The organism is Streptomyces sp. NPDC001410, from assembly GCF_042895235.1.
Lineage (GTDB): Bacteria > Actinomycetota > Actinomycetes > Streptomycetales > Streptomycetaceae > Streptomyces.
The window spans coordinates 241,667-268,583 of the sequence record NZ_JBIAWE010000013.1 but is presented as its reverse complement, the minus strand read 5'-3'; the positions used below and the strand labels follow the sequence as shown (position 1 = coordinate 268,583).

Annotated in this window: 25 protein-coding genes and 2 pseudogenes; 13 read left to right on the top strand and 14 right to left on the bottom strand. The window is 67.7% G+C overall.

What is annotated here, in order from left to right; all coding sequences use genetic code 11:
* The first annotated feature begins 9 nt into the window (after positions 1-9).
* The 3 genes from ACFY3C_RS28615 (at position 10) to ACFY3C_RS28605 (ending at position 7,998) form a co-directional block, all read left to right on the top strand.
* On the top strand, positions 10-7,230 hold the full coding sequence (locus ACFY3C_RS28615) for a polymorphic toxin-type HINT domain-containing protein (protein WP_390772760.1): 7,221 nt from the start codon (positions 10-12) through the stop codon (positions 7,228-7,230).
* Positions 7,231-7,266: 36 nt separating this feature from the next.
* Positions 7,267-7,704, top strand: a complete 438-nt coding sequence (locus ACFY3C_RS28610) for an SMI1/KNR4 family protein (RefSeq protein ID WP_390772759.1) — start codon at positions 7,267-7,269, stop codon at positions 7,702-7,704.
* Between the two features lie 105 nt (positions 7,705-7,809).
* The gene (locus ACFY3C_RS28605; protein ID WP_390772795.1) at positions 7,810-7,998 is read left to right on the top strand and encodes a hypothetical protein; all 189 of its coding nucleotides are present in this window, start codon (positions 7,810-7,812) and stop codon (positions 7,996-7,998) included.
* On the opposite strand, the pseudogene ACFY3C_RS28600 reads toward ACFY3C_RS28605, so the two are convergent.
* From ACFY3C_RS28600 to ACFY3C_RS28590, 3 genes and pseudogenes are all read right to left on the bottom strand, one after another.
* Positions 7,966-8,100 (bottom strand): annotated as a pseudogene (locus ACFY3C_RS28600) (tyrosine-type recombinase/integrase); the annotation flags it as partial. The gene ACFY3C_RS28605 and the pseudogene ACFY3C_RS28600 sit on opposite strands and share 33 nt — an antisense overlap.
* A 42-nt stretch (positions 8,101-8,142) precedes the next feature.
* Positions 8,143-8,400, bottom strand: coding sequence for a hypothetical protein (locus ACFY3C_RS28595; RefSeq protein ID WP_390772791.1), 258 nt, complete (start codon positions 8,398-8,400; stop codon positions 8,143-8,145).
* 367 nt (positions 8,401-8,767) lie between these two features.
* Positions 8,768-9,106: pseudogene (locus ACFY3C_RS28590) on the bottom strand (site-specific integrase); the annotation flags it as partial.
* Positions 9,107-9,646: 540 nt separating this feature from the next.
* Here ACFY3C_RS28590 and ACFY3C_RS28585 point away from each other — a divergent pair.
* The 5 genes from ACFY3C_RS28585 (at position 9,647) to ACFY3C_RS28565 (ending at position 13,011) form a co-directional block, all read left to right on the top strand.
* Entirely contained in the window at positions 9,647-10,894 is a 1,248-nt protein-coding gene (locus tag ACFY3C_RS28585) for a helix-turn-helix domain-containing protein (RefSeq protein WP_390772758.1), read from the top strand.
* A 157-nt stretch (positions 10,895-11,051) separates the two neighbouring features.
* The gene (locus ACFY3C_RS28580) at positions 11,052-11,387 is read left to right on the top strand and encodes a hypothetical protein (RefSeq protein ID WP_390772790.1); all 336 of its coding nucleotides are present in this window, start codon (positions 11,052-11,054) and stop codon (positions 11,385-11,387) included.
* Positions 11,380-11,667, top strand: a complete 288-nt coding sequence (locus ACFY3C_RS28575; protein WP_390772757.1) for a hypothetical protein — start codon at positions 11,380-11,382, stop codon at positions 11,665-11,667. Before ACFY3C_RS28580 ends, ACFY3C_RS28575 begins: the two co-directional genes overlap by 8 nt.
* A 153-nt stretch (positions 11,668-11,820) precedes the next feature.
* On the top strand, positions 11,821-12,183 hold the full coding sequence (locus ACFY3C_RS28570; protein ID WP_390772756.1) for a GIY-YIG nuclease family protein: 363 nt from the start codon (positions 11,821-11,823) through the stop codon (positions 12,181-12,183).
* A gap of 15 nt (positions 12,184-12,198) precedes the next feature.
* Positions 12,199-13,011 (top strand): hypothetical protein, encoded by an 813-nt coding sequence (locus ACFY3C_RS28565; protein ID WP_390772755.1) that lies wholly within the window; start codon positions 12,199-12,201, stop codon positions 13,009-13,011.
* 98 nt (positions 13,012-13,109) lie between these two features.
* On the opposite strand, the gene ACFY3C_RS28560 is transcribed toward ACFY3C_RS28565, so the two are convergent.
* A complete protein-coding gene (locus tag ACFY3C_RS28560; protein ID WP_390772754.1) occupies positions 13,110-13,463 on the bottom strand; it encodes a hypothetical protein in 354 nt (117 codons plus the stop codon).
* Between the two features lie 161 nt (positions 13,464-13,624).
* Here ACFY3C_RS28560 and ACFY3C_RS28555 point away from each other — a divergent pair, with 161 nt between their 5' ends.
* Positions 13,625-13,918, top strand: a complete 294-nt coding sequence (locus ACFY3C_RS28555; protein ID WP_390772753.1) for a hypothetical protein — start codon at positions 13,625-13,627, stop codon at positions 13,916-13,918.
* A 267-nt stretch (positions 13,919-14,185) separates the two neighbouring features.
* Here ACFY3C_RS28555 and ACFY3C_RS28550 read toward each other — a convergent pair whose 3' ends face one another.
* The 9 genes from ACFY3C_RS28550 to ACFY3C_RS28510 all read right to left on the bottom strand — a co-directional run bounded on the left by ACFY3C_RS28550 (position 14,186) and on the right by ACFY3C_RS28510 (position 21,132).
* Positions 14,186-14,833, bottom strand: coding sequence for a DsbA family protein (locus tag ACFY3C_RS28550; RefSeq protein ID WP_390772752.1), 648 nt, complete (start codon positions 14,831-14,833; stop codon positions 14,186-14,188).
* Between the two features lie 217 nt (positions 14,834-15,050).
* Complete coding sequence (locus tag ACFY3C_RS28545; protein ID WP_390772751.1) at positions 15,051-15,461, bottom strand: VOC family protein; 411 nt, start codon at positions 15,459-15,461, stop codon at positions 15,051-15,053.
* A gap of 87 nt (positions 15,462-15,548) precedes the next feature.
* Positions 15,549-16,136, bottom strand: a complete 588-nt coding sequence (locus ACFY3C_RS28540) for a hypothetical protein (RefSeq protein WP_390772750.1) — start codon at positions 16,134-16,136, stop codon at positions 15,549-15,551.
* 88 nt (positions 16,137-16,224) lie between these two features.
* On the bottom strand, positions 16,225-16,833 hold the full coding sequence (locus ACFY3C_RS28535; RefSeq protein WP_390772749.1) for a Uma2 family endonuclease: 609 nt from the start codon (positions 16,831-16,833) through the stop codon (positions 16,225-16,227).
* Positions 16,834-16,988: 155 nt separating this feature from the next.
* On the bottom strand, positions 16,989-17,750 hold the full coding sequence (locus ACFY3C_RS28530; protein ID WP_390772748.1) for a succinate dehydrogenase iron-sulfur subunit: 762 nt from the start codon (positions 17,748-17,750) through the stop codon (positions 16,989-16,991).
* Entirely contained in the window at positions 17,750-19,504 is a 1,755-nt protein-coding gene (gene sdhA / locus ACFY3C_RS28525) for a succinate dehydrogenase flavoprotein subunit (RefSeq protein ID WP_390772747.1), read from the bottom strand. The genes ACFY3C_RS28530 and sdhA overlap by 1 nt, the downstream gene beginning before the upstream one ends.
* Before the next feature lie 19 nt (positions 19,505-19,523).
* Positions 19,524-20,006: a succinate dehydrogenase hydrophobic membrane anchor subunit gene (locus ACFY3C_RS28520; protein WP_386578449.1), complete on the bottom strand. Its 483-nt coding sequence runs from the start codon at positions 20,004-20,006 to the stop codon at positions 19,524-19,526.
* A gap of 5 nt (positions 20,007-20,011) precedes the next feature.
* Entirely contained in the window at positions 20,012-20,392 is a 381-nt protein-coding gene (sdhC, locus tag ACFY3C_RS28515; protein ID WP_043406142.1) for a succinate dehydrogenase, cytochrome b556 subunit, read from the bottom strand.
* Positions 20,393-20,583: 191 nt separating this feature from the next.
* On the bottom strand, positions 20,584-21,132 hold the full coding sequence (locus ACFY3C_RS28510; RefSeq protein WP_390772746.1) for a 2-oxo-4-hydroxy-4-carboxy-5-ureidoimidazoline decarboxylase: 549 nt from the start codon (positions 21,130-21,132) through the stop codon (positions 20,584-20,586).
* A gap of 154 nt (positions 21,133-21,286) precedes the next feature.
* On the opposite strand from ACFY3C_RS28510, the gene ACFY3C_RS28505 reads away from it, so the two are divergent.
* The 4 genes from ACFY3C_RS28505 (at position 21,287) to ACFY3C_RS28490 (ending at position 24,906) form a co-directional block, all read left to right on the top strand.
* A complete protein-coding gene (locus ACFY3C_RS28505; RefSeq protein ID WP_390772745.1) occupies positions 21,287-22,942 on the top strand; it encodes a glycoside hydrolase family 20 protein in 1,656 nt (551 codons plus the stop codon).
* 79 nt (positions 22,943-23,021) lie between these two features.
* Positions 23,022-23,723: a DUF4328 domain-containing protein gene (locus ACFY3C_RS28500; RefSeq protein WP_390772744.1), complete on the top strand. Its 702-nt coding sequence runs from the start codon at positions 23,022-23,024 to the stop codon at positions 23,721-23,723.
* 91 nt (positions 23,724-23,814) lie between these two features.
* Positions 23,815-24,372, top strand: coding sequence for a hypothetical protein (locus tag ACFY3C_RS28495; RefSeq protein WP_386578453.1), 558 nt, complete (start codon positions 23,815-23,817; stop codon positions 24,370-24,372).
* 147 nt (positions 24,373-24,519) lie between these two features.
* Positions 24,520-24,906: a hypothetical protein gene (locus ACFY3C_RS28490; RefSeq protein ID WP_386578454.1), complete on the top strand. Its 387-nt coding sequence runs from the start codon at positions 24,520-24,522 to the stop codon at positions 24,904-24,906.
* A gap of 388 nt (positions 24,907-25,294) precedes the next feature.
* On the opposite strand, the gene ACFY3C_RS28485 is transcribed toward ACFY3C_RS28490, so the two are convergent.
* Positions 25,295-25,816 carry a hypothetical protein gene (locus ACFY3C_RS28485; protein WP_386578455.1) on the bottom strand — a complete coding sequence of 174 codons (522 nt, stop codon included), beginning with the start codon at positions 25,814-25,816 and terminating at the stop codon, positions 25,295-25,297.
* Positions 25,817-26,917 lie beyond the last annotated feature (1,101 nt).

Below are 26,917 nucleotides of genomic sequence, written 5' to 3'. Positions count from 1 at the left end.
CGCAGCGCTGTGCCGCTGACTGCCGCGGCGCTCCTGGTCGGGCTGCTGCCCGCCCAGGCGCTGGCGCTGCCGCCGGATCCGAAGACGGCGGAAGTCGGGCGCGAGACGGTGGACCTCGAGGCGCTGGAGAAGGATGTGCCAGTGCCTGGCCTAAAGGTCAGGCCAAAGGTGGACAGCCTCAGGGCAGACATTCCCAAGGAACTGCTCTCCGCTCCTGCGAACACCGTGGCTCCGCCATCGAATCTGTCGGCTTCGGTCACTTTCGGCTCCACAACCACGACCGCATCCGCCCGCACCACCGCCACGTCGGTCGAGCAGATTGCGCTGAGCCCTGTCGGCACCCTGCCGGTGAGCCTGGGCCAGGCCCCGGACCAGCCAGCCCCGACCGGTACATGGCAGGTCTCCATTCCCGATCGTGCGGCGCCGGTGAGTCAGGGGGTCGACGGGGCGGTCATGGTGGTGCAGGGTCCCGACACCGGCTCGGTCCCGGTGTCGGTGAAGCTCGACTACTCCAAGTTCAAGAACCTCTACGGTGCCGACTGGGCCTCACGGCTGCGGCTCGTCCAGTTCCCCGACTGCTATCTGACGACCCCGGATGACGAGGCGTGCCAGGAGTACGAGGAACTGGACACGGCCAACGACACGGCGTCGCAGTCCCTGACCGCCACCATCGACCCGGCGGCCGACGCCACGGTGACACCAGCCTCGGCGAAGTCCGCGCCGTCCGGGAGCTCGGGAGTGTTCCAGGCGTCCTACCACAAGACCACGGCGGCGACTCCCGTGGCCGCCGGCCCGAGTACCGCAGTCGTCGGAGCCGTCGACTCCGGTAGGGGTGGGGGCGGCACCTTCAAGGCGACGCCGCTCGCCTCGGACGGCAAGTGGGAGGCCGGAGGTTCGTCCGGCGCGTTCACGTGGTCCTACCCGCTGACGGTACCCAGCCCGCCCGCCGGACCCGCGCCCGCGATCTCGTTCAACTACAACTCGCAGTCGGTGGACGGGCGTACGGCCGTCTCCTCCGGGCAGTCCTCGTGGATCGGTGAGGGGTGGTCGTACGACCCCGGATACATCGAGCGCCGCTACCGCTCCTGTCAGGACGACCGGAAGCAGCTGAAGGCCGGCACCCCCAACAACACGGCCAAGAAGGACAAGACGTCCGACCTGTGCTGGGTGTCGTACAACGCCGTGATGTCGCTCGCCGGGAAGACGACAGAACTGGTCCGCGACGCCGGCTCCGGTAGTGACCCGGAGAAGGACAGCGAGTTCTACCGGCCCCAGCAGGACGACGGGACCCGCGTCGAGCACCGCGTCGGCGGCGGCAACGACGACAACAACGGCGAATACTGGGTGGTCACCACACCGGGCGGCACCCAGTTCTACTACGGCCTCAACCAGGTCGGCGGCGGCCACGCCGACACCAACTCCGTCTCCACCGTCCCGGTCTTCGGCAACCACCCTGGCGAGCCTTGCCACGCCGATTCCTTCGCGGACTCGCGCTGTGGTTCGGGCAAGCAGCAGGCGTGGCGCTGGGGCCTGGACAAGGTAGTCGACGTCAATGGCAACGCCATGATCGTCAACTACAAGCAGGAGACGAACTACTACGCCGTCCGCAAGAAGTTCAAGTCGCCCGAGCAGTACGACCGTGCGCAGTACCCGACCACGATCGAGTACGGCATGCGTCCGGACAGCCTCACCAAGCCGTCCGCCGTTGTCGAGCTCGGCGCCGAACAGCGCTGCCTGAAGTCCGCGACCGCCTGCGACCCGGACAACTTCGACAAGACCAGCGACCCGGGCGCCTACCGGCCCTGGTGGGACACCCCCGGCAACCTCAACTGCAAGTCCACGTCCAAGCTGTGCCCAGCCTTCCCGTCCTTCTGGACGCAGATGCGCCTGGACACGGTGACCACGAAGGCCGCCCGCGCCGGACAGCAAGCCCTGGGCAAGGTGGACGTCTACACCTTGCACCAGTCCTTCCCGGCGGACTGGTACGACACCGCCCCTGGCCTGTGGCTGAACTCGATCACCCGCACCGGCTACAGCCCTGGCGACAGCACCGGCACCCTTCAGTCCAAGGACGGTGTGAGCTTTGCCCCTTACACCGTGGGCTCCACGTCGCCCCTGCGGATCTGGCTCAAGGACCGGCAGTTGCCGAACCTTGTCCGCACCGACAAGAACGACCAGCGGCCGGGCTTCACCCGTCCGCGCATCGGCACCGTCTCCACCGAATATGGCGGCGACATCGAGGTCGAGTACACCGGTGGCTGCCGGACCGAACCCACGGAGGACAAGGGCAAGGCCAACGGCACCTGCTACCCGGTCCGCTGGTCCCCGGACGGCGACGAGAAGACCCCCGCCAAGGCGTGGTTCAACAAGTACGTCGTCCACTCGGTCACCGAGACCGACAAGGTCACCTCACACGGCAAGCCCGTCATCACCAAGTACGGCTACTCGGCGCCGGCCTGGTCCAAGAGCGACGACGAGTTCACCCGCCCTTCCCTGCGCACGTACAGCGACTGGCGCGGATACCGCCAGGTCTCGGTCACCAAGGGCAGCAAGACCGTCCCCGGCCCGGGCGAGGTCAATCCGCAGTCCTACTCTGTCGCCCGCTACTTCCAGGGCACCGGCGGCGAGGTCAAGGACTCCAAGAACGAGCGCACACTGCTCGCCGACGACGCCCCGCAGTACGCCGGCATGACCGCGGAGACCATCACCTACCGTGACTCTGCGGGCCCGGCCCTCAAGCGCACGCTGAACTACCCCTGGTCCAAGCAGACCGCGTCCCGCGCCCGGGAGAACGAGGACGGGACCGACGCGGATCCGCTCGTCGCCTACCGCATGGGCGTCAAGCGCACGGACGACATCCAGACCATCGATGACGACGGCGGCACGCGATCCGTTCGCACCCTCACCACAGTCGACGACACATATGGCCTGCCCATCCAGGTCGAGACGGCCGTCGTCAAGCCAAACAGCACCGGCGAGACACTCTCCGACCAGACCTGCACGGTGACGTCGTACGTCCACAACACGACCGCCTGGCTGATCGGCCTGCCCAAGGAACAGCGCACCACGGCCACGTCGTGCGCCGACTACTCCACCGCCAACCCCGCCACTCAGCTGAAGTCGGCGCAGCAGATCAGCTACGACAACCTCGCCAACGGTGCGACACCGACCAAGGGCCGTCCCACGTCCGTGGCCGAGATCGGCGGATCGGGCACCTCGTACTCCGTCGTCACCGACACGACGTACGACGACCTGGGCCGTGTGCTCACGGTCACGAAGCCGGGCGCGGGAACGGTCACGACGCAGTACACCCCCGCGGCGGGCGGTCCTGTCACCGAGGTGACGGCGATCAACGCCAAGGAGCAGGCCACGAAGACGACCTTCGATCCCGGTCGTGGCCTCCCGCTCACCGTCACCGACCCCAACGGTCGCGTCACCCGCAACGAGTACGACGCTCTTGGTCGCCTGGTCAAGGGCTGGTCGGCGTCCCGCTCGTCCGGCGCCCAGTCACCGAACGTCGTGATCGACTATCAGCCGGCCATCGCCACGAGCAAGGAGAACCGACCCGCCGCCGTCACGGTCAAGACGCTGAAGGACGACGGTACCTACTCCAGCCAGGTCACCCTCTACGACGGCTTGTCACGTGAGGTCCAGACGCAGAGCGAGGCACACGGGCCTGGCCGGGTCGTCGTCGACACAACGTACGACGACCATGGACTGGTCTTCGAGCAGACCAGTCCGTACCTGGCCAAGGGCGAACCGGACACCCAGCTGTTCGCCCCACGGTCCAACACGTTGATCCCCAGCTCTGTCCAGCACCGTTACGACGGCATGGAGCGCGACGTACGTGCCTCCGTCTACCAGGCCGGCCGCTACAAGTACGCCACCTCCACCGATTACGACTTCACCAGCACACGGGTGAACCCACCGGGCTCGACAGCCCCCACCACCCTCACCTCCTACGACGCGGTCGGCCGGGTCATCTCCGTGAAGCACCTCACGAGGGACGCCTCCGGCTCGGAGACCGGTCGGACGACGGGCTACGAGTACGACGCGCGCGGCAACCGCAGCAAGATCACCGATCCCGGGGGCAATGTCTGGTCGTACACCTACGACGCCCGCGGCCGGGTCACCTCCTCGACCGACCCCGACACCGGAACCACGCACACCTGGTACGACGACGCGGACCGCCCCAACCACACGAAGAACGCCGAACAGCAGGAGACATTCACCGAGTACGACCTGCTCGGCCGCGTGAAGTACATCCGGTACGGCTCGGCGACGTCCACCCCGGTCAAGGAGTACACGTACGACGACGCCCGCAGCGGTATCGGCCAACCGGGAAGCTCCATCCGGCACACCGACAGCGGCGACTACATCAACCGCGTCACCGGCTACGACGCCGACTACAACCCGATCGGCTCCGAAACGGTCATCCCGGCCAACTCGATGACCACCGGCCTGTCCGGGACCTACGCCTACTCCTACGCCTACACACCCACCGGCAAGCCGCAATCGGTCACGCTGCCCGCCGTCGGCGGCCTGGCGAAGGAAAAGGTCGTCACCCGCTACGACTCCGAGGGCCTTCCCGAGTCCACCTCCGGCCAGACCTGGTACACGGCCGACGTCACGTACTCGCCGTATGGCGAACCCCTGCGTGTCGTCTCCGGCTCGCAGCCCTCCCGCGTCTGGACGACCAACTTCGTCGACCCCCACACGGGCCGTCTCCAGCGCACGGTCACCGACCTGGAGAGCGTCGGCCCCCGGCACTCCACCGACAGTTACTACTCCTACGACGTCACCGGCACCATCACGTCCAACGCCCGAAGGCTGAGCGACGCGAGCGGCGACACCTGGGACAACCAGTGCTTCACCTATGACGTCCTGGGCGAGCTGGTCCACGCCTGGACGTCGACGATCACGCCTGGCCTCAGCGGCACGGGTTGCAAGGCCTCCAACGGCGCCACCTGGGGCTACCGCGACGACTACGCCACCTCCTCCGGGCCCGTCGCCGACGCCCCGGACGAGGCCGGTGACACCACCAGCCCTGACACCTCGCTGTCCACCACCCTCGCGAACGCGGCGCCCGACACCACCACGGTCTCGACCGGTGCCACCGCCTACCGCCAGTCCTTCACCTTCGACTGGCTCGGCAACCGCGCCGCGATGACCGATTACGACACGGCGGACGCGACCAAGAACGTCTCCTACACCTACGGCTACGGCAAGACGGTCACCGGAAACGGCACCTCCCCGTCCTACACGAAGCAGCCGCACACGGTCACGAGCATCAGCTCCACCCCGTCCGGCAGGGGCAGCGCGTACACCTACGACGACACCGGCAACACCCGGCTCAGCGTCCTGCCCAACACCACCCAAGACCTCCACTGGTCCCCGGACAACAAGCTCGACACCATCACCGGCGGCGGCGAAACGACGACATACGTCTACGACGCCGCGGGCAACCGCCTGCTGGAGAACTCCTCGTCCGGCTCCACCCTGTACCTGGGCGAGACGGAACTGACGACGAACGCGACAGGCACGATCACCCGAGCCTCACGCTCGTACCCCCAGGTCGGCGCACCGACGGTGGTCCGCACCACCAGCAATGGCGCGACGACGGGCCACCAGCTCAACGCCCTCATCGCGGACAACCTCGGCACGGCAAACACGACCGTCCAACTCTCCGGCACCCAGCCGGTGACGCGCCGTGCCTTCAAGCCCTACGGCGAACTCCGCGGACCGAAGCCGTCGAACTGGCCCAACAAACGGGGCTACTTGGGCGTCGGCATCGACGACACGGCGACCGGCCTGACGCACATCGGCGCCCGCGAGTACGACCAGAGCACCGGTCGATTCCTCTCCGCCGACCCGATCATCGACATAGCGGACCCGCTCCAGATGAACGGGTACGCCTACAGCAGCAACAGCCCGGTCAGTAAGAGCGACCCGACCGGTCTGATGAACACAGCGGACCTCGGCGGGTCGGCACCCTGCACCAAACCTGGTGGCTGCGTCCGTGACGCCACCGACAAGCGCCCCACGGTCACCTGGAAAGACGAGGGCAGCGCCCAGTACGACTACGACGGTGACGGATACATCAGCGTATACCCCACGGTCAAGGTATCCGCCCGATGGAACAGGGCGTCCGCATACATAAACGCCTTCTACAAAGAGCTCGACTCCCTCTGCTCCCTGTACGGCCGTGACGCCTGCACCGACCAGTCCTTCCCCATAAATGCGTCGAACGTCAACAACTCAAAGGGCGCTGCCTGCCTCGCAGTTGGCAGAAAGTGCCCCGCAGGGCTCAGTTGGGGCGCAGGCGCGTCCATTGGGAACGGGGTCGCCGCCGCCGCGGATGGCGGAGAAGGCCCGGCGGGCGCTATTTCCGTCGGCGGAATTCACCTTCGTGCCGGTAAGTGCAATCAGTGTTTCCTGGCAGGCACCAAGGTTCTGTTGGCGGATCAGTCTTCGAAAAACATCGAGGACATCAGGGTCGGCGATGAGGTATGGGCCACGGACCCGGAAACCGGTGAATTCGGTCCACGCAAGGTTACGCGGCTGATCATCACCGAGGATGACAAACACTTCAACGACCTCACAGTCAAAACACCTACGGGCGAACGCCACCTCACGGCCACCTACGAGCACCCCTTCTGGGTCCCGGAACTCGGCCAGTGGGTCAGGGCAGGCGACCTCACGGCCGGTATGCACCTGCGCAAGCCGGACGGCTCAACCGTCGAAGTCAAGGCGAACCGGGCGTTCTCAGCGCGTGCACGCACGTACAACCTCACTGTTGAGGACCTGCACACGTACTATGCGCTGGCAGGGGCTACGCCAATTCTTGTGCACAATGTCTGCCCTAAGCTGGGGAATTATGATGGTGCAGAAGGAACCGGGTATGGTCCGACGGATGATGCCACGCGCGTGAGTGGGCCTTGGACGAAGAACGATATTGGGCGCGGAACGCGTGGACTTCGCCCGAATCAGCTTGGTGATCGTCTTCAGCTTCACCATGCTGACCAGATGCCCGGCTCGCCGATCCATGAACTGGATCAGGATTTCCACCTCAATGCAGATATTCACCGCAACCCTTTTAATCAGGGTGTGGATAGCCTGATGCGCCGCCAAGATACCCAGATGCACTGGTGGTATCGTTCGATGGAGCAAGGCTGGGGAAGCACCTACGGTCCGGAGGCATGGTTCGATAACTGGCCAGGGAGGCTCTAGGAGGCCCCTGACGGCGGCTAGAAGGGCTGGAACGAAGTGGACTACTCGGAGTTTGAGACCTTGCTTGAACAGGTCAGATCGACTCACCCATTCTGGTTTGAAAACTTTGAAGGATGGCGGGCCTCCGAAGAGGAAATCGCCGATATTGAGGCCAACTTCCGAGTAGTCCTGCCTGTCGCCTATAGGCGTTTCATGGCAACCGTGGGTGGCGGTGGATTCGGATTCCTCGACATCTTCCCGCTGGGTCCGCGCCAAGGAAGTGTAGAGGATTTCCAGTCCGTCAACAGTGAACGCTGGTGGGATGCTAATTTCGTGGCATTTTCTCCAGTTGGCACTGGAGATCTTTGGGGGTTCATGGTTGAGAATGGCGTCTGCCTGGATCGGGTGGCCTTCCTTGATCATGAAACTGCGGAAGTGGTGCCTGAGAATCAAGAATTCCTGGAGTTCTTGGTTTCTAAGGCACTTAAGCCGTAATCGAGTCCAGATTTCGAGCGGCCTCACCGGATTTGTTACCGGTGGGGCCGCTATGGTGCTCCTGAGGCTCTGACGGCAGTAGTTGACGGCAACGTCAGCGGACGGGTGCTGCACAAAGTGGTGGGTCGTCGCCTCGTCAGGCTCCGCGAGGTCGTGGAGGGGACGGCCGAGGAGGTTGATGGCGTCGCGTTGGAGGCGGAGTCGGACGTGGGCGTACACGGTGGCGGTGACGCCGATGTGTGCATGGCCGAGGAGTTCTTTGATGACGACGAGTTCGACGCCCTGTTCCAGTAGGAGCCTCGCGGTCGAGTGCCTCAGGTCGTGAAACCGGATCTGTCGGAGCCCAGCCTGCTGGAGCAGGGCGTTGAAGTGCCGCGTGAGGGTGCCGGGTTCGATCGGGTGCCCGTCGGGACGCGTGAAGACGTGGCCGCTGCTCGGTCAATCCGGTGCCAGCCTGCTCCTGCTCCTGTACTTGCCGCTCGCGGTGCGCGTGGAGCGAGGCGACACAGGCGGCCGGCAGCGCGATGCGCCGCTCGGAGCTGATGGTCTTGGTTGGCAGAGGGGCCAGGCCACCGGTGCGGGTGCGCTGGAGGGTGCGGCGGATGGCAGCGGTGCGTTGTTGAGGTCGAGGTCTTCCCAGCGCAGGCCGAGGAGTTCGCCCTTGCGTAGTCCGGTGCGCAGGGCGAGCTCGAACAGGGCGGCGTACCGGTGGCCTTGGACGGCAGCGAGGAACTGGCGCGCTTCGTTGTTGGTGAAGGGGTTGAAACGGCGAGGTCGGGGGGCTAGTGCGAACGTTGCGGGCGACGTTGCGCGGGATCTCCGCCTCGCGGACGGCGCGTTCCAGGGAGGATTTGAGCACGGAGTGGATGTAGGCGAGCGTGAGCGGGGAGAGGCACTTGCGGCAGCACTGGCCGATCGCGCAGCAGCGGGGACGGCGACTGGCCTGCGCGTGGGGAGCGCGTCCGGCGTCGATGCCGCGTGCGCAGCACTGGCAGACGGTTCGTAGCTGGTTGAGCCAGGCGCGGACGTCCTTGGCGGTGAGCTTGGCGGGCTTTTTCTCGCCCAGGCTCGGTATGAGGTATTGCTCGACGACGGCGGCGTAGCGGGTGTGGGTGGTTTTGCGGAGTTGGTGGACGGCGACGTTCTCCAACCAGTAGGTCAGGTAGGCGGCCAGGCCGCCCTGAGCGGTGGCGATGGGGACGCCGCGATTGCTGGCGTCGATCTTCTCCGTGAGCTTCGCCAGGGCCTCCTTCCTGGTGGTGCCGTAGACGCAGATGCGCTTGCGGGTGTTGTCGGGGGCCAGCACGTATCCGGCGTCTTCCCACCGGCTGTCCTTGCGCTGGTAGACGGTTCCGTTGGCGCGGCTACGGCGGGAGGTGGGGGTGTCGCGGGGTGTGGTCATTAGGTGGCTTCCTGTTCGAGGCGGATGCGGATGAAGTCGGTGAGGCTGCGTCCACCTCCGTGTGGAGGACAGAGGGCGGGGCATCAGCAGCCCCCTTCGGCCGCGAACTGCCGTTCCATTTCCCTGCGGTGCCACAGGTGGGAGGCGAGGAGGGCTGCGCCGGGGCTGTAGCCCGAGCCCTGGTAGTCCCAGTGGCTGACGACGTGGGTGGCGCTCGGATCGGACGCGGACAGGCCGGCGGTGGTGTGGGGTTCGCGGTCGCGGGAGGGGTCCCTCGCCGTCCGGTCACCGGGGCGTACCAGGAACCTCCGGGGCCGCTAAGGCCGATCGCCAGCGTCACGGTGTGAGCCCTGGCGGCCCCTGGGGAACCCTGGCACGGCGAAGCTGCCCGACTGACGAGGGACCCCTCCCGCTCAGGCCCCGACCCTGCTGGAGTCCCGGCCAGCAACGTTGGGGTACCACCCCCGGGCGGATGTCTGCCGGATCGCCTCCGGTTGATGTGCCGGCCGGGCGTACCGTGGAGTGGGAGGTGGTGAGTTGATGACTACGGAGCTGGCCGACAACGTCCGCAAGTACCGGCGTCGGGCGGGAATGAGCCAGGAGGAACTGGCCCACGCCGCAGAAATATCCCCGGGCACGGTGCGCAAGGCCGAGCAGGGCGGCACTCTCCGCATGGAGACCCTGCACATGCTTGCCCGCGCGCTGGGGGTGACCACCGCCGCGTTGATGGCATCCGATGCCCCGGAGCCCGTCGGGCAGACCGAAGAGCCGAACCGCGTCAACCTGATCCAACTCCGCGCCGCCCTCACCCCGGCCGTAGGACTCGTGGACCAGGATGCCGAAGCCGTGGCTGAGGAACCGAACCTGCGCACGTTCCGACGGACGCTGCAAGACGCACGGGTGTTGTACTTCTCCGACAGCTACAAGAGCGTCGCGGCTCAACTGCCAGTCCTTCTGCGTGATGCCGCACAAGCCGTCGCCTACTACGACAGCGGGGACGAGCACCGGCACGCCCTGCTGGCCCGCGCCGAGGCGCTGCGTCTGGCCGGCACCTACCTCACCCAGGTACGGCAGTACGACATCGCGTACGCCGCTGTGCGCGGCGCCATCATGGATGCCCGTCAGGCCGGAGACATGCTTGCGGCGGGCTCCGGCGTCGGCTGCATGTGCTGGCTCCTGGTGCGCCAGGGCCGCTTGGACGAGGCGGAACAGGTCGCCGCCCAGAGCATGGACCCGGTGGAGCCGAAGATCACCGGGGCCGAGCCGGACCACTACGCGGTGTGGGGCGGCCTGGCGATGGAGGCCGCCGCTGCAGCCGCGAGGAACAACCGTCCCGATGAGGCGAAGGAGTACCGTCAAGCCGCCCGGGTCGCGGCAACCGCGGTCGGGACGGCGCATCGCAACGTCTCCCGGCACTGGTCCGTCTTCGGGCCGGTCACCGTCGCGGTCAAGGCACTCGAAGACTCCCTGGTCATCGGCGACGCCCGCGCGGTGGTGCGCAAGGCAGGCGAGCAGGAGGAGTTGTCACCCAAGGCATGGAAGCGCTTGGGCAGGCCGAGCACCAACGACGAGAACCGCTTCACCCTCGATGTGGCGCGCGCCCACACCCGGACCGGCGACTTGTCCGCTGCCATGGACGAGTTGACCCGTGCCAGGGAAGCCGCTCCGCAGTGGCTGCGGCACCAGAACGGGGCCGCCGAGACCATGAAGGAGATCCTGCGCAAGCGCAAGCGCACTCTCACGACGGAGATGCGTGAAATGGCCGACTACCTGGGCGTCATCGGGTAACTGCCACGCAGCGTGGCAGTTCGTGAACCATGAGTCGCGAACTATCCTGGCGCCCGCCTGGGGTGACGGACAGTCAGTGCCTACGGTCAGTGTGTCCACCGTCAGTGACCCAGGCCGGGGGTGCCCAGTGAGCCAGCCCAGGAGCGATGCCGACCGCATGCGTCGAGAGTTGTACGACGCCGCGTCGGGTCGGACTGGTCCCCGCTTACTGCCGTGGACCAGTCCGGAGGGGAAGCCCTGCTACCTGAGCAGCGACGGCCGTAGCTACCTCTCTGCCCTCGCCGACAGCATCGAGACGATACAGCTCAGCATGGGCCAGGAACTGTTGGAGTATGCCCGCGACGCCACGGCGCCCGGCACGAAAGCCCTGTCGGCGAGCGAATACCGCTGGCTGGCCTGCCGGTTGGCAGAAGCCCTGAGGGACGCACTCAGGGTTGCGGTTTCACGCGGACAGCGCATCCCGGATCAGGAAGAGGCGACCGAGGATGCCTGACTCCCCGAACGTCGGCGCACCGGTCCACAATTCCTCTCGGGGGCGCTACCGCTTCCGCGAGTACCACGTGACCACTGTCCCCGACCCTCTGGCGCTGCCGACCATCGAGGTGGTCTGTGTCACCGGCGAAGAGCGCAACTGCGGTGCCACGTCCGGCACGCTGCACACCCCAGACGAGCTCACCCGCTGGATCGCCGGACACTGCGCCCAGAGCGGTCACGAACTGTACGAGCAGACCGTCCGCGCCCTCGTCCGCGCCGAGCCCGGCGCGTGGCAGTAGAGCCCCCTCGCGCCGACACCACGCCAGCGGCAACGCGACCGTGCGGCCCGAGCGGCTGACGGCAGTAGCGACGGCAACACCCGCGGATTTCCCCGCACAACCACTGACCTGCAAAGAAGCAGGTAGAGCGGTGTTGCGTAGCACACGTACTATGTGCTGGCCAGTGACACGCCGGTATTGGTTCACAACACAAGCTGCAGGACATTCGGCCACCTGTCGCCCGGCGGGCGAATGGACCTTCCGAACACCTCTGACGTGTATCGGATCGAAATGGATGACGGAACGATCTACGTCGGAAAGGCAACGGACATCCATAACCGCTTCCATGGTGCGTTCAGGAAGGGTGGAGCGCTTCACGACGCGGGATACCGTTCAGAAGACGTACGCGCTCTGGGATGGATGGAGATGCCCGATGCGACCGATGCCGAGTTGTACGAAATGGAGAGTCAGTGGATCGATTATGAGGGAGGCATCGGTAATCTAGCCAACAGGATCAACTCTCCGGGGGCGCGGTGAGATGGGGCAGGTTCAGTGAGTACCGACGAATTCAAAGTCATGCGATGGCACGGGGGCTTCGACGGTCCCTGGGGGGAAGCGGCGGTCGAACGGTATCGGAGGGGTGGATTCGACGGTCTCAGTCTGGTCCCGGGTGCTGACTGGGCTCCTCGAAGCCTTGAGTTCGTCCGTGATCTCCCGGGCTTGCGCTACCTGAGCCTGACAGCCAGGGTCTCGGATGACCTAGAGGCGTTCCGCATCGAAGGTCTTGAGGATCTCACCCTGGTGACGGGCTCGCGCCGCAGGGTCCCAGAGACGGTGCAGCCGCGTCTGCGGGCTCTCTGCCTCACCGATCGGCCCGGAGTCGACGTGGCCAGCCGGTTTCCGCGACTGGAGCGACTGCGCGTCGGGACATGGCGGGGAACCGACCTCGAGATGATCTGCGGAGCGGAGCACCTTACGTCGGTGTATCTCGAAGGGCGCCGGCAGACGGGAACCCTGGCGGGAGCTGAATCATGCCCCGCCGTGGAGGAGTTCGTGTCAATCAACTACTCGGTCGCCGATTCGCTTCCCCTGCGTTCGCTGAACGGGCTCCGGGAAGTGAAGCTGCTCGCCGCGTCGCCGACCGCTCCCCACGGAATCATTAGGTTTTCCGATATTGCGAGCCCGAACCTGGTGAAAGTGTGGATCTCGAACCCGACGGTGCTGGAGGGCTTCGACATCCTGAAGGAACTCCCAAGGCTGCGAGAAGTGAGACTCGTGGAGTGTCGGCTCAGCGATGCCGAACTTCAGGCGCTGAACAGTCTTTCCGGAAAGGTGGACGTGAGGATCGTCGACCCCAAGGAATAGGTGGGGATGCCTGACTGGGTGACGGACGTGTAGCCCCTTCCGGCCGGGACACGACGGGCGGTCCGGCCGGAAGGGGGACGCGTGTAGCGGTGTACAGGTCAGGCGCGCTGCAGGGCGTCCGGGTCGTCCTCGTCGTCGATGACGTCAAGGTCTTCGTAGGCGTCGGCCGGTGCAGGCAGGCGCTCGCCCCGGCTGATCGCGACCCGATGGACATCGGTCAAGGTTTCAGTCAACTGGACTGCAAGCAGGTGCAGTTCATCCTGAGTCCACTGGCGTCCGTCAAGAACACGTTGTGCTTCCTGGAGGAGTTCACCGGCCAGGCCGAGCTGGGCCGACTCCATGTTGTCCGTGAGCCGGGACAGGTATCCGGGCCCGTCGCCTGCGAGATAGCACCGCTTGCCCTCCGGCCCGGTCCAGGGCAGGAGTCGCAGCTGACCCGCCGGGCTCACCATGCCCGTACCTCCATTGCGCCGACCAGCGCAACCGCATACAGAGTGGCCCGATACACCCGGCGATGACCGGCGGTACGGAAGAACAGGCGGACCGAAGGGGGCACAGATCGATGCCGTGAGGTACCCGAGGTGCCATGCCGTGTGAGGCGAGGAGGTTTCCCATGGCCGCGAACACCACACGCAGGCAGGCTCCCTTGAAAGTCGATCCGGCCATAGACGAGCTGATCGCGTCCGGCGCGAACTTCCTCGGAATGACGAAGAAGGACCTGGTGGCCGAAGCTGTGCAGTTCTACCTTGACGCCCGCCGCGAGGAGATGCGCCGCCGCATGCAGAACCTGATGACTCACCTCGACGGCACCCGTGCCTCCCGGGCGGCCCTGCTCGCTGGACTGAGCCGTAAGCAGCTCGACGCCGTCGGGGGTGTCGACGAGACGGAGCACCGTGCCGCCGACTGAGCGAGCCCGCCCCACCCTGCGCTGCCTGCAGCGTGCCTTCGCTGCCGCGCGCGCCGCGGCGATGGCGGGTGGGTCATCGGAGTCGTGGTCCGTCGGGCCGAGGGCCCTCGCCCAGCGTGTCGATGGCCTGGCGTCGGAGGCGGAGGCGGAGGTGGGCGTAGACGTCGGGGGTGTCTCGGAAGGCTCCTCGGGCAGAGGCATCAGCAGCGGTGGGCCGACACGACGACCGCCGACTCGGGTCCCCCCCGTCTCAGGGCCGGTTCCGTGTCAGCTTCCGTCGTTACGGCTACGCATGGTGCCCTCCCATTCCCAGGGCCGGGCATGAATCTGCTGGAGCAGTTCGGTGAAGATCGCCTGGTTGAAGAGTATGCCGTTGTGTTCGACCGGGACCGGGAAGTTGTTGATCACAACGGTTGGGGTGCCCGGTCCCTTTGGGGCCTTCTTCCCGCCGGCTCGCTCGTAGGCCTTCTGGGACGCGGTCACGAAGTCGCGGTACTTCATTGACTTCACGGCCGTATCGAACCTCGCACTGCGCAGGCCCTTCACCTGGCTGGCCAGCTGAAGCAAGTAGGCATCGGTGAAGCCGTCGACGGACTCTTCGGGCTGGTACTGGTACAGCACGGTGTGGTACTCGGCGAACTTCCCTTCATCCAGCGCGGCACGCAGGGCGTTGACCGCCTTCTTCGAACCGGTGCCCCCCAGGCGGCCGTCGAGGAAGGAGGCCAGGGTGTACTCAGTCTTTACAGCCCGCTGCACGGTTTGGTTCTCCAGCGCCGGGGCGCCACCGCCGGTCTCGAACTGCTCGCAGAACGGGCAGCGCGGATCCTCGTACAAGTGCACGGTCACGGTTGCCTTCGGATCGCCGACCGTGATGGTCGTGCCGTCCGTGTCGAGCTTCTCCGGAACCTCCTCCATGCTCCCGTAGGGAGTCATCGGCTGCTGCGCAGAATCATGCTGCTGACCACCGCACCCCACCAGCGCCAGAACCGCGGCTGCGCACACAACCGCCAACCGTCCCCCACGCCCCACCTGAACCGCCCCTCACTCGAATCAGGCAGACCTTAGATCATCTGGAGGGGAAGCGCACACAAAGGTTTCCGGGACCGCGCCCGCCGGGCTGGTGAGGGCCGAATCAGGCCCTGCGTGCCAGTTCCGAGCGTTTGGTGTAGTCCGTGAAGCCGAGGACGTTCCCCCAGGGGTCGGCGATCTCGACGGTCCAGCCGGTGGCCACCGAGAACACCTCGTCCAGCGGCGGGATTCCGGCGGCGGCCAGCTCCCGCGCCGCGGCCCGCGCGTCCGGCACCTCCAGCCACAGGCGCGGCGAGGGCCAGAGTGGCGTCCTGTGCCCCAGCCCGTCCTCGACGCGCAGCAGAATCCCGGGGGTCTCGCCGCCGACCTTCAGCAGTGCGATCCCGGCCTCGTCGAACCGGAATCCGACGGCGAATCCGGCCCGCTCGTAGAACCCGACGGCCTCACCGAGGTCCCCGACGGGCAGCAGTACGTTGTCGAAGCCGAGCAGTTCGTACGACTCTTTGTCTGACATGTCGTCAGACTAAGTGGAATGCGTCCGGATGCGAGGAGCCCCACCGAGGCGGGCTCGGTGGGGCTCCTCTGGAAGGGTGGGACGGGTCTACATGCTGCTCAGTGAGCGGGCGTAGTTGATCTGTGCCATGACGGCCGGGAAGGAGTCCGGGCCGTGCGCCGGGATCATCGTGGAGTGGTGCCGGCCCGCGCTGGTCACGGTGACCTGGATGAAGCCCGTGGTCTTCTTCTCCTTCATCAGGAGGAAGAGCAGGCCGAGCAGGCAGAAGAGGAAGAAGACGATCGCCAGCACGACGGCGTGTGTCGGGATCTTCTCCTCGGTGTGCGACATGTCGGTGGCGTTCCACACCGCGCCCCGCAGCGGCAGCTGCCCGGCCGGAGTGATGATCTGTCCGTCCAACACCGTGATGTCCCCGAGGGTCAGCAGCGGGGCGCCGCCCATCGGCGCGGGAGCACCAGGAGCGCCCGGAGCCGCCTGCTGGTGCGGGAACCCGTACCCCTGCTGCTCCACGGGCGCGGGGTAGCCGTAGCCGGGCGCGCTCGGGGGCTGGGCCGGGTATCCGTAGGCCGGCGTCCCCTGCGGCTGTGCGGGGAAGGCCGGGGGCTGCGCGGGCGCCGCTGGAGCGTGCCCGGGGCCCCACTGGTTCGCGCCGGTCTGCGGATTCGGCTCGGTCATGCTGTCGTCCCCCTGATGGCCGCATCTGTCGGTTGGAAGGATCATCCTGCCAGTTCCCGGCCCGGGATACGCAGCGAGCCTCAGGGGCTCACGGGCGGCGAGGGTGGCCCGCTGTGAGGATGGCGGCGACGTCCAGGGTGACCCCGGCGCCGAGGGAGTCGGGGAGGGCGACCATCTCGCCGGGGGCGTGGGGGCGGTGGTTCTCGTACTTGTCCCCGGCGGGGTCCGTGAGGACGTGGAGGCGCTGGTGCTTGCGGTCGACGATGACGTAGACCGGGACCTTCGCCTCCGCGTACGCGGCGACCTTGGTGCGCAGGTCGGTCCGGTAGTTGCTGGAGGTGACCTCCAGGACCAGGCGGAAGCAGACGGGGTCGTAGCAGTTGTTCTCGACGAAGTGTTCCTCGAAGTCGGCGTCCACGACGACGAGGTCCGGAATCGCGTAATCCTCGACCCCGGCGGGGAGCCAGAGGCCGATGCCCTGGAGGACCTCGGTTTCGCCGTCGTCCAGCCCAGCACCAATGAAGGGACGCATCAGCTTCGTCAGGGCGCGCGCGTGGGCGCCGTCCGGGGGCGGGGATACGAGGATCTGGCCTCCGATGATCTCGACGCGGTAGCCCGGGAAGCGCTCCATGATCCGGTTGGCTTCCGCGATCAGCGGACGGTCTCCAGAGGGCCGCTCGACGGCTGCAGCGGACATCACGTGCCTCCTGTGGGCTGGTGTCGAGACCATCATCGTAGGGCGGACCATGCCGTGCGTCCTGCGCGATCACGTTCACCCGATCGTGTTTCCGCACGTCAGAGGGCCCCGTCTCCAGCGGAAACGGGGCCCTCACGGACGTACGGATGCCGACGTCAGAAGCGGCGCGTGATCAGCGCCTTCTTCACCTCGGCGATCGCCTTGGTGACCTCGATACCGCGCGGGCAGGCGTCCGTGCAGTTGAAGGTCGTGCGGCAACGCCACACGCCGTCCCGGTCGTTGAGGATCTCCAGGCGCTGCTCGCCCGCCTCGTCACGGCTGTCGAAGATGAAGCGGTGGGCGTTCACGATCGCGGCCGGACCGAAGTACTGGCCGTCGTTCCAGAACACCGGGCAGGAGGACGTGCAGGCGGCGCAGAGGATGCACTTCGTCGTGTCGTCGAAGCGCTCACGGTCCTCGGCGGACTGCAGACGCTCGCGCGTCGGCTCGTTCGTCTCCTTCGTGATCAGGAACGGCATCACGTCCCGGTACGCCTGGAAGAACGGCTCCATGTCCACGACCAGGTCCTTGAGGACCGTGAGGCCCTTGATGGGCTCGATCGTGATCGGCTTCTCGGGGTTGATGTCCTTGATCAGCGTCTTGCAGGCAAGGCGGTTCTTGCCGTTGATCCGCATCGCGTCCGAGCCGCAGATGCCGTGCGCGCAGGAACGGCGGAAGGTGAGGGTGCCGTCGACGTCCCACTTGATCTTGTGGAGACCGTCGAGGACACGCTCCTTCGGGTCGATTTCCAGCTGGAAGTCTTCCCACGTCGCCTCGGCCGAGACCTCCGGGTTGAAGCGGCGGACCCGGAAGGTGACGGTGATGTAGGGAGAGGACGCGGCCTCCGCCTCCACCTTGTCCAGAACAGGAGTTGCCATCAGTACTTACGCTCCATCGGCTGGTAGCGGGTCTGGACGACCGGCTTGTAGTCGAGACGGACGGTTTCCGAGCCGTCGGCGCCGACCTCGCGGTACGCCATCGTGTGGCGCATGAAGTTGACGTCGTCGCGGTTCGGGTAGTCCTCGCGGTAGTGACCGCCGCGGGACTCCTTGCGGGCCAGGGCCGACACCGCCATGACCTCGGCCAGTTCGAGCAGGTTGCCCAGCTCGATGGCCTCCAGCAGGTCCGTGTTGAACCGCTTGCCCTTGTCCTGGATCGCCACGTTCTTGTAGCGCTCGCGCAGCTCGGCGATCTTCTCGACGGCCGTCTTGATCGTCTGCTCGGTGCGGAACACCATGACGTTGGCGTCCATGGTCTCCTGCAGCTCGCGACGGATCTGGGCGACCCGCTCGGTGCCGGTGGAGTTGCGCAGCTGCTCGATCTGCTCGACGACGAAGGCCTCCGGGTTCTCCGGCAGCTCGACGAAGTCGACCGTGTGGGAGTAGTCGGCGGCGGCGATGCCCGCACGGCGGCCGAACACGTTGATGTCCAGCAGCGAGTTGGTGCCGAGGCGGTTGGCACCGTGCACGGACACGCAGGCGACCTCGCCGGCCGCGTACAGACCCGGGACGACGGTGGTGTTGTCCGCCAGGACCTCACCCTCGACGTTCGTCGGGATGCCGCCCATCGCGTAGTGCGCGGTCGGCTGGATCGGGATCGGGTCCGTGTAGGGCTCGATGCCGAGGTAGGTGCGCGCGAACTCCGTGATGTCCGGGAGCTTGGCGTCCAGCTGCTCCGGCGGGAGGTGCGTGAGGTCGAGGTAGACGTGGTCGCCCTCGGGACCGCAGCCACGGCCCTCGCGGATCTCCGTGTAGATGGAGCGGGACACGACGTCACGGGACGCGAGGTCCTTCATGACCGGCGCGTACTTCTCCATGAAGCGCTCGCCGTCCTTGTTGCGGAGGATGCCGCCCTCACCACGGGCGCCCTCCGTCAGCAGGATGCCCATGCGCCAGATGCCGGTCGGGTGGAACTGGAAGAACTCCATGTCCTCCAGCGGCAGACCGCGGCGGTAGACGGCGGCCTGGCCGTCACCGGTCAGCGTGTGGGCGTTCGACGTCACCTTGAAGAACTTGCCGGTGCCGCCGGAGGCGTAGATGACCGCCTTCGCCTGGAAGATGTGGATCTCACCGGTGGCCAGCTCGTACGCCACCACGCCGGCCGACTTCTTGACGCCGTCGACCTCGGTGATCAGCTGGTCCAGGACGTAGAACTCGTTGAAGAACTCCACGCCCTCCTTGACGCAGTTCTGGTACAGCGTCTGGAGGATCATGTGGCCGGTACGGTCGGCCGCGTAGCAGGCGCGGCGGACCGGGGCCTCGCCGTGGTTACGGCTGTGACCGCCGAAGCGGCGCTGGTCGATCTCGCCCTTCGGGGTCCGGTTGAACGGCAGGCCCATCTTCTCCAGGTCGAGGACCGCGTCGATGGCCTCCTTCGCCAGGATCTCGGCGGCGTCCTGGTCGACCAGGTAGTCACCGCCCTTGACCGTGTCGAAGGTGTGCCACTCCCAGTTGTCCTCCTCCACGTTGGCCAGCGCGGCGGCCATGCCGCCCTGCGCGGCGCCCGTGTGGGAGCGGGTGGGGTAGAGCTTGGTCAGCACCGCGGTGCGGCTGCGCTTCGTCGACTCGATGGCGGCGCGCATGCCCGCGCCACCGGCGCCGACGATGACGGTGTCGTACTTGTGGATCTTCATGATTCTCGCAGCCCCGTGCCTAGCGGATGTTCGGGTCGAAGGTGAAGATCACCAGCGTGCCCAGCAGGATGGTGAACACCGTGGCGGTGTAGAGCAGGCCCTTGAGCCACAGCCGGGTGTTCGCGCGCTCCGCGTAGTCGTTGATGACCGTGCGCAGGCCGTTGGCGCCGTGCAGCATGGCGAGCCAGAGCATCAGCAGGTCCCAGACCTGCCAGAACGGGGACGCCCAGCGGCCGGCCACGAAGGCGAAGCCGATCTTGGAGACGCCGCCGTCCAGCACGAGCTGGATCAGCAGGTGGCCGAGGACGAGGACGACCAGCACGACGCCCGACAGGCGCATGAACAGCCAGGCCGCCATCTCGAAGTTGCCCCGCGTGGACTTCGGGGTCTTCTTGGTCCGCTTGCGCGGCGCCTCGATGAGCGGGGCCGGGGTGTCGACCGTGTAGACGGGGGCACCCTCGACGGGGCCGACTCCGGACGCGGTGGTTTCAGTCGTGGACATGGGCGTCAGCTCCCGAACAGAACACGAGCGGCGTGGCCGAGGACGGGGTAGATCGCCCCGGCCATCAGGACGACCCAGACGCCGACGACGGTCCAGAGCATCTGCTTCTGGTAGCGCGGGCCCTTCGACCAGAAGTCGACGGCGATGACGCGCAGGCCATTGAGCGCGTGGAAGAGGATGGCGGCGACGAGGCCGTACTCCAGCAGCGCGACGATCGGCGTCTTGTACGTGGCTACGACCTTGTCGTAGTCCTCGGGGGAGACACGGACGAGTGCGGTGTCCAGCACGTGAACGAACAGGAAGAAGAAGATGAGGACGCCGGTGACTCGGTGAGCCACCCAGGACCACATTCCTTCCCGGCCGCGGTACAGCGTTCCAGCCGGCACGGAAGAACCCTCCGGGAGCGGGGACTAGGGCCGCGCCGGCTTCGGTGTCGGTCGGGCCCGGCCGGGTACGGTCCACCGGCCCTCAGCATCGTATCCATGCGGTGCGCTGCCGCTTACGGGGGGCCTACCTGTGTGATCAAACTGGCATCGGATGGGCTATTGCCTTGCGGCTACTGGGGTGGGGTGTCCGGTTATCTGCCGGGTGCGGCGCCGTTGTGGCTGGTCGCGCAGTTCCCCGCGCCCCTTAGGGACGTTGCCAGCCTGCTTCTTGCAAGGCGCCGGAGTTCCTCGGCCGCCACTACCCGTTCTTCCTCGGGATCGTTCGTCAATCGTGATCGGATGCCTTCGAGGATGCGGTCGAGGGTCTCCTCGCGCGGACAATCACCCAGATAGATGACGAAAACGTGTCCGAATCGGGCCTCGTAGGCCGCGTGGGCCGCGCTCAGGGCCGTGTGAGCGGCGGAGTACGTGTCCTCCGGCAGCTCGGGCAGCGACTCGCTCGCCAGTGCCTCGGACAGATCCCCCGGCGACAGGTCGTACGCCGCCTCGTCAGCCGCTGCCAGGAGGGATTCCAGGTCGGGGTAGGGGCGGTGCTCGGCCAGACGGCGGGACCAGTGCAGGCTGCGCAGGCAGTGCAGAAGCAGGGCGCGGGCTTCGTCGGCGGGTGCGGCGTTGAAGGCGTCCAGCGGTTTGGGGAGGTACGGGAGACGGTGCGCAGGCAGCGTGGGTCCTCGCGTCACATGTGGTGTGGCAGGGGATGCCGTGAAAGGTGTGTCATCACGTTATCGAGAGTGGTCACTGTGTGTCCGTGGGATGCCCGAATTTCACTCCAACGGGAGAGTTTCGGAACGTCTCGGTGACGGATGAACCCTCGATCGGACGTACGTTGGCTGGGTGAACCAGCACAGGCGCCGGGCCTCGGCGCAGCAGGTGAGGCGGAAGCGGGCGGTCGTGGCCGCCGCGTTCGCGGGGACCGTCGCGCTCGGCGTGGGCGTCGGCGTGTGGGCCTCGGCGGACGGCGGCGGGAAACCGGCGGGGAGCGCGGCGCAGGCGCCGTCGGACCGCGCCTCCGGTGCCGCGCCCGGTCGCGCCGCCACGCCGAGCAGTCCCTCGCCCAGCCGGTCCTATCCGCTCTCCCAGGCGCCGCGCACCATACCCGCGGTGCGCTCCCACACCCCGGCCCGCGGGCCCGGCTGGCGGGCGCAGCGGAGCGAGCGGGTGGTGGTGAGCGATCCGGAACTGGCCGACGAGGGGCGGCTGATAGCCGGTGAGCTGGGGCTGTCGTACGCGGGGGAGAAGGACGACGTCCGGGCCGGCGATCTGCGGCTGACCCTGGGCAACGGGGGCGGGAACCCGGAGTCGTACACGATGACCGTGCGCGACGGGCGGGTCGACATCAGCGGGCCGGGCGACGCGGGCGTCTTCTACGGCACCCGCACCCTCAAGCAGGAGGTCCACGGCGGCGGTACGGCGCCGGAGGGTGTCGTACGGGACGAGCCCGCCAAGCCGCGGCGCGGCTTCATGCTGGACATCGCGCGCAAGCCGTACACCGCGTCCTGGATAGAGGACCGGATTCGCGAGCTGGGGGACCTGAAGTTCAACGAGCTGGGGCTGCACTTCTCCGACGACCAGGGCTTCCGGATCGAGTCCAGTACCCATCCCGAGATCGTCTCCAAGGACCATCTGACCAAGGCGCAGGTCAAGCAGATCGTCGGCCTCGCGGCCGCCCGGCACATCACCGTCGTGCCCGAGATCGACTCGCCCGGGCATCTGGGCGCGGTCATAGCCGCCCACCCCGACCTGCAGCTGCGCAACGTGAACGGGGTGCCGACCCGGGGCGCGATCGACATCTCCAAGCCCGCCTCCGCGAAGATCGTCGATGACCTGCTGGGCGAGTACGCCGGGCTTTTCACCGGTGACCAGTGGCATCTCGGCGGCGACGAGTACCAGGCGCTGACCGTGGCGAACCCGCAGGCGTCGTATCCGCAGCTGGCGGCCGCCGCCCAGCAGAAGTACGGCACCGGCGCGACCGTAGCCGACCTCGCCACCGGCTGGCTGAACGACCGGGCCGCCACCGTGCGCGCCCACGACCGGACCATGCGGGCCTGGAACGACGGCTTCTTCCGCAACACGTCGGTGCAGCCCGCCAAGGACCTCCAGGTCGCCTACTGGACCGGCAAGGAGATCGGCGCCCGGCAGCCGGTGGAGTACCTGAGCGCGGGCCGCAAGGTGCTCAACTACAACGACGAGTTCCTGTACTACGTCCTCGGGCAGCCGCAGACCTTCGTCTACCCGACCGGGCAGCGCATCTACGAGCAGTGGAACCCGCGGGTGCTGCGCGGCACGACCGCCGTACCGGCGAGCTACGACGGGCAGATTCTCGGCGGGTCCTTCGCGGTGTGGAGCGACATCGCAGGCGCCCAGACGCAGGACCAGGTCGCGGCCGGTATCCGGATGCCGCTGCGGGCCACCGTGCAGAAGCTGTGGGACCCGCGTACGCCCGCCCTGTCCTGGGCGCAGTTCAGGCAGTTGGCGGACCGGCTGGGCTGATTCTTCAAGTGGACATGCCAGGTCGGTGAACCGTATCTTCCGCGTGCACCACGCACCTGGCGGACACGGGGGAATCACCATGAGCACGGATGTCATGAGAGCCGGCACGAAGGGCGCCCGGCTCCGCTCGCCGGTCGGGCTCGGCAGGGCCACCGCCGTGCTTCTCGGCCTGGTCGTCCTGACCGACCTGGCGGCCGTCGTGGCCGGTCTGAACGTGTACGGCGTGGCGGACGACCTCGCGGCGGGCACCGGCCCCTTCGGCAAGCACCTGACCGGGCGCGCCGACCAGGCGGACACCCTGTACTCGGCGGCGGGGGGCGCGCAGGCCGTGTTCTGGCTGGTCTGCGCGGTCGTGTTCCTGGTCTGGTTCTACCGGGTGCGGGTGAACGCCGAGGTGTTCAGCCCCGACGGGCACAGCAAGGCGCGCGCGTGGACCATCGCCGGCTGGGTGGTGCCCATCGCGAACTTCTACTTCCCGCGGCGGATCGCCCTGGACGTCTGGGACGCCAGCCACCCCGTCGGCGTGCGGGCGCGGCACGGGCTGATCAACGCCTGGTGGGGGTTCTGGCTGCTCTCCACCCTCACCGGCCGACTCATGCAGAGCGAGTACGACGCGGCGCGCACCGCCCCGGCGATCCGGGACGCCGCGCTGCACGTCATGATCGCCGACGGCGTCGACATCCTGGCCGCCGTGCTCGCCGTCCTTCTTGTGCTGCGGCTGACCCGCATGCAGCACGAGAAGGCCCTCGCCGGACCTGTGTTTGTCCCAGCTCTTGGCTGAAAACCCACTGCTGTGACACTCTCTCGCCGTCGCACGCAGTTAGGGGAAGTGCGGGCTCCGTAAAGGCGGCGCCCTGGCGAGGGAGGCTTTCATGAGCCTGGTGGAACTGATCGCTCAGGCCGACGAACGCGGACTGGCTGCCAGTGGGCTGGCTTGTTTGGACCGGTGTGTGCCCTTGCTGGGCGGTGACGACGAGGTGCTGCGCCCGCTGTGGGCGAGCCTCGCCGACGGCTCCGAGTGGGTCGCAGGCCTGGAGAAGGCGCGTGGCGCGCTCGGACCGGCGCAGGCCGGCGAGGACGAGGCCGAGCAGCTCGCCCACCGCATGCTGGACGCGGCTCCGGCCGAGCGCACCGCCGAGGCGATACGGGCCTGGGCCGACGCCTGCTCCGTCGCCTCCCTGCGCATCCACCGGCTCCTCGACCCGGCCGCGGGCGGCAACTCGCCGGCCGACGGCCCGGAGAGCGGGCGCGAGGGCGGCGCCGCGGACGCGTCCCCGCTCGTCGCCGCCGAGCTGCGCCGCCAGGTCGTCGTCCTGGAACTCCTCGCCGAGCACGGCTCGAACGGGCTGCGCCGCGCCCTGGACGTCTCGGTCGAGGGCCGCCGGGTGCTGCAGGCGGTCGTGTCCCGCCGGGCCCGCAGCCGCGGCTGACCTGAATTCAAACCCCCGGTTCTGGGGGAGTCCTGTGGCTGTCGTGCGGTGGCGGTGGGGCGGTCCTGCACCGGTTGGGGAACCGGGCCCGATCCGGGTGACGGATACCAGGCCCCGGCCGCTTCTCCCTATGTGACAGCGCAGTACGTGACAGCACAGCAGGAGACCAGGCCGCACGCAGCGGCGAAGCCCGTCCGGTGGGCGGCCGACGCGGTGGCGACCATGCGCGAGGGCGCGCGGGTGCGGCTCGACTACTCGGCGCAGAGCCTGTGGCGGGTGGACCGGATGATCGAGGACATTCGTCGCGAGGATCCGCCGTACGCGGCGGTCGAGAACGTGCTGCGCGGCCTCGGTGCCTACGCCGGCGAGGTCATCGTCCGCCAGGCAGGCGCCGAGTGGTGGTCGACCGGCGGCGACCACTGGGTCCGCACACCCGACGGCAAGCTGTGGGACCCCATCGAGGAGGCCCGCCGCTGCTTCGCCGGCCAGGGCTCCCTGCGCCTGCTCTGCCGCGACGCGACCGCCTCGGCATGAACACCCGGCGGGGCCCCTCCGGGATGAGCGGGCCCCGACCGGCCGGATCAGGCAGCCACGACGGCGCTGTGGCCGTCCCCGACGCTGCGGCCGGCGCCCCCTGAGGGCCGTCTTGCTGAGCACCGTCGTCTGCGCGTGGCTCAGCCCGGTGCTGTTGCCCGGCGGGCACGTGTAGGTCGCCGTCCTCGGCGCTGCGGCCGGCCCCCCGAGGGCTGTCTTGCTGAGCACCGCTGTCTGCGCGTGGCCCGGCCCGGTGTTGTTCCCCGGCGGGCACGTGCAGGATGCCGTCCTCGCCCGCGACGGGTCGGCGCGACCGTTCCCCGGGCAGGCTGCTCCCGGGCAGGCCGCTCAGCGACCCCAACGAGGCTGCTCAACGACCCCGTCGCCCTCACCCGGCAGTGCCCGACGGCTCCGGTGAGTTCAGTTCGGCCTGGCAGGTGGCGCGGCCGAATCTGCCGTACGCGGAGGCTGTCTGGACGTGCTTGCCGCGGACGGCGAGTGAGCAGCTGGCCTCACCGCCCTTCTCGCCGAGCGTGATCGAGACCAGCGGCGGTTTGCCGAGCGGTACCTGAACGGTCTTCTTCCACGGCAGCGCGACGGCACGGTCGACGGTCGCGGTCCCGGCCTCGCTGCGGCCCTGGTAGGCGATGTCGGCGGTGCCCTTCCCCGTGACCTCGTAGGTGACGGCGGCCGTGGGGACCGGGGGCTTGGCCGGCTTGTCGGCGGTGTCGAGCACGCCGTAGAGGACGAGCCCGCTGCAGACGGCCAGCAGGGCGCCGCCGATGAGCAGGCCGGTGCGGTCCGGGCGGAGCCCGCGCGCCGTGTCACCGGGTCCGGAATTCCCGCCGTTCTCCCCGTACTCCCCGTTCTCGGCCGTTTCCGCCGCCATTTCCCGCTCTTCAGCGCCCATGAGAAGTCCCTTTTGAATCGGCCGCTCGGAATTCGCGGACGTGCGCCCGAATTCCCGGATCCGGGCTCTTATACAGGACGGCGGACAAGGCGCGCCAGCGAGTGGACAAACCGGGCGCCGATTTCCCGCGATGGGGGAACTGTCGTGATCTGCGAGGTCGATTGACACGCCGTCACCTGCGTGATTACAACCGCGGCGCCGCTACGTCCGGCCTGCCCGCCATCGGGTGAGCCAGAAGTTTCCGGCTGATGTTTACGACGTCTGACAAGAGGAAAGGGTTGCAGTGAAACCCAGATTGGGCAGGCTTATCGCGTGCCTTGTGGTGTCCGCGGTGGCGAGTACCGCGTTGCCACAGGTCGCATATGCGGCGTCCGACTCGGACGACGGTGACGGAAAAGGAATAGTCGATACCGTCAAGGGCTGGCTCGGCGCCGACGACGGTCACGACCTCGCCAAGCCGCCGTCCCACGACGAACTGGACGTGGCCGACCGGCAGAAGCTGCCGAAGGGCAGGAATGCGCCGAAGGCGAAGCGGGTCAAGGAGCTGAAGGCCCGGCGCACCTCGACCGCGCGGTTCTGGCAGATGTCCGACGGCCGAGTGCAGGCGGAGCTGTCGGCCGTGCCGACCTCGTACCGCTCGGGCTCCGGCAAGAAGGCGGGCTGGAAGCCGATCGACACCGCCGTCCACGCGACGGACGCGAACGGCTTCGACTTCGCCAACACGACCAACGAGGGCCGCAGCTGGTTCGGCTCGGACGCGGACCACCTGGTGCGCTTCCGGTCGCCGGACGGCCGCTCGGTCACGCTGGGCCTGGACGGTGCGGACGGCGCGCTGAAGCCGGTGGCCAAGGGCTCGAAGGTCACGTACAGAGACGCCGTGCACGGCGCGGATCTGGAGTACGGCGTCGGTCCCGGCCGGGTGAAGGAGAACATCACCCTGGCCGAACGCCCCGCCGGTCCGGTGAAGTTCACGTTCACGCTGGACACCGACGGGCTCGTCCCGCGGGCCCGCAAGGACGGGTCGATCGCGCTGTACGGTGCGCTGCCGAACACCCCGGCGATGGTCATCCCGGCGCCGTACATGACGGACGCGAAGAAGGC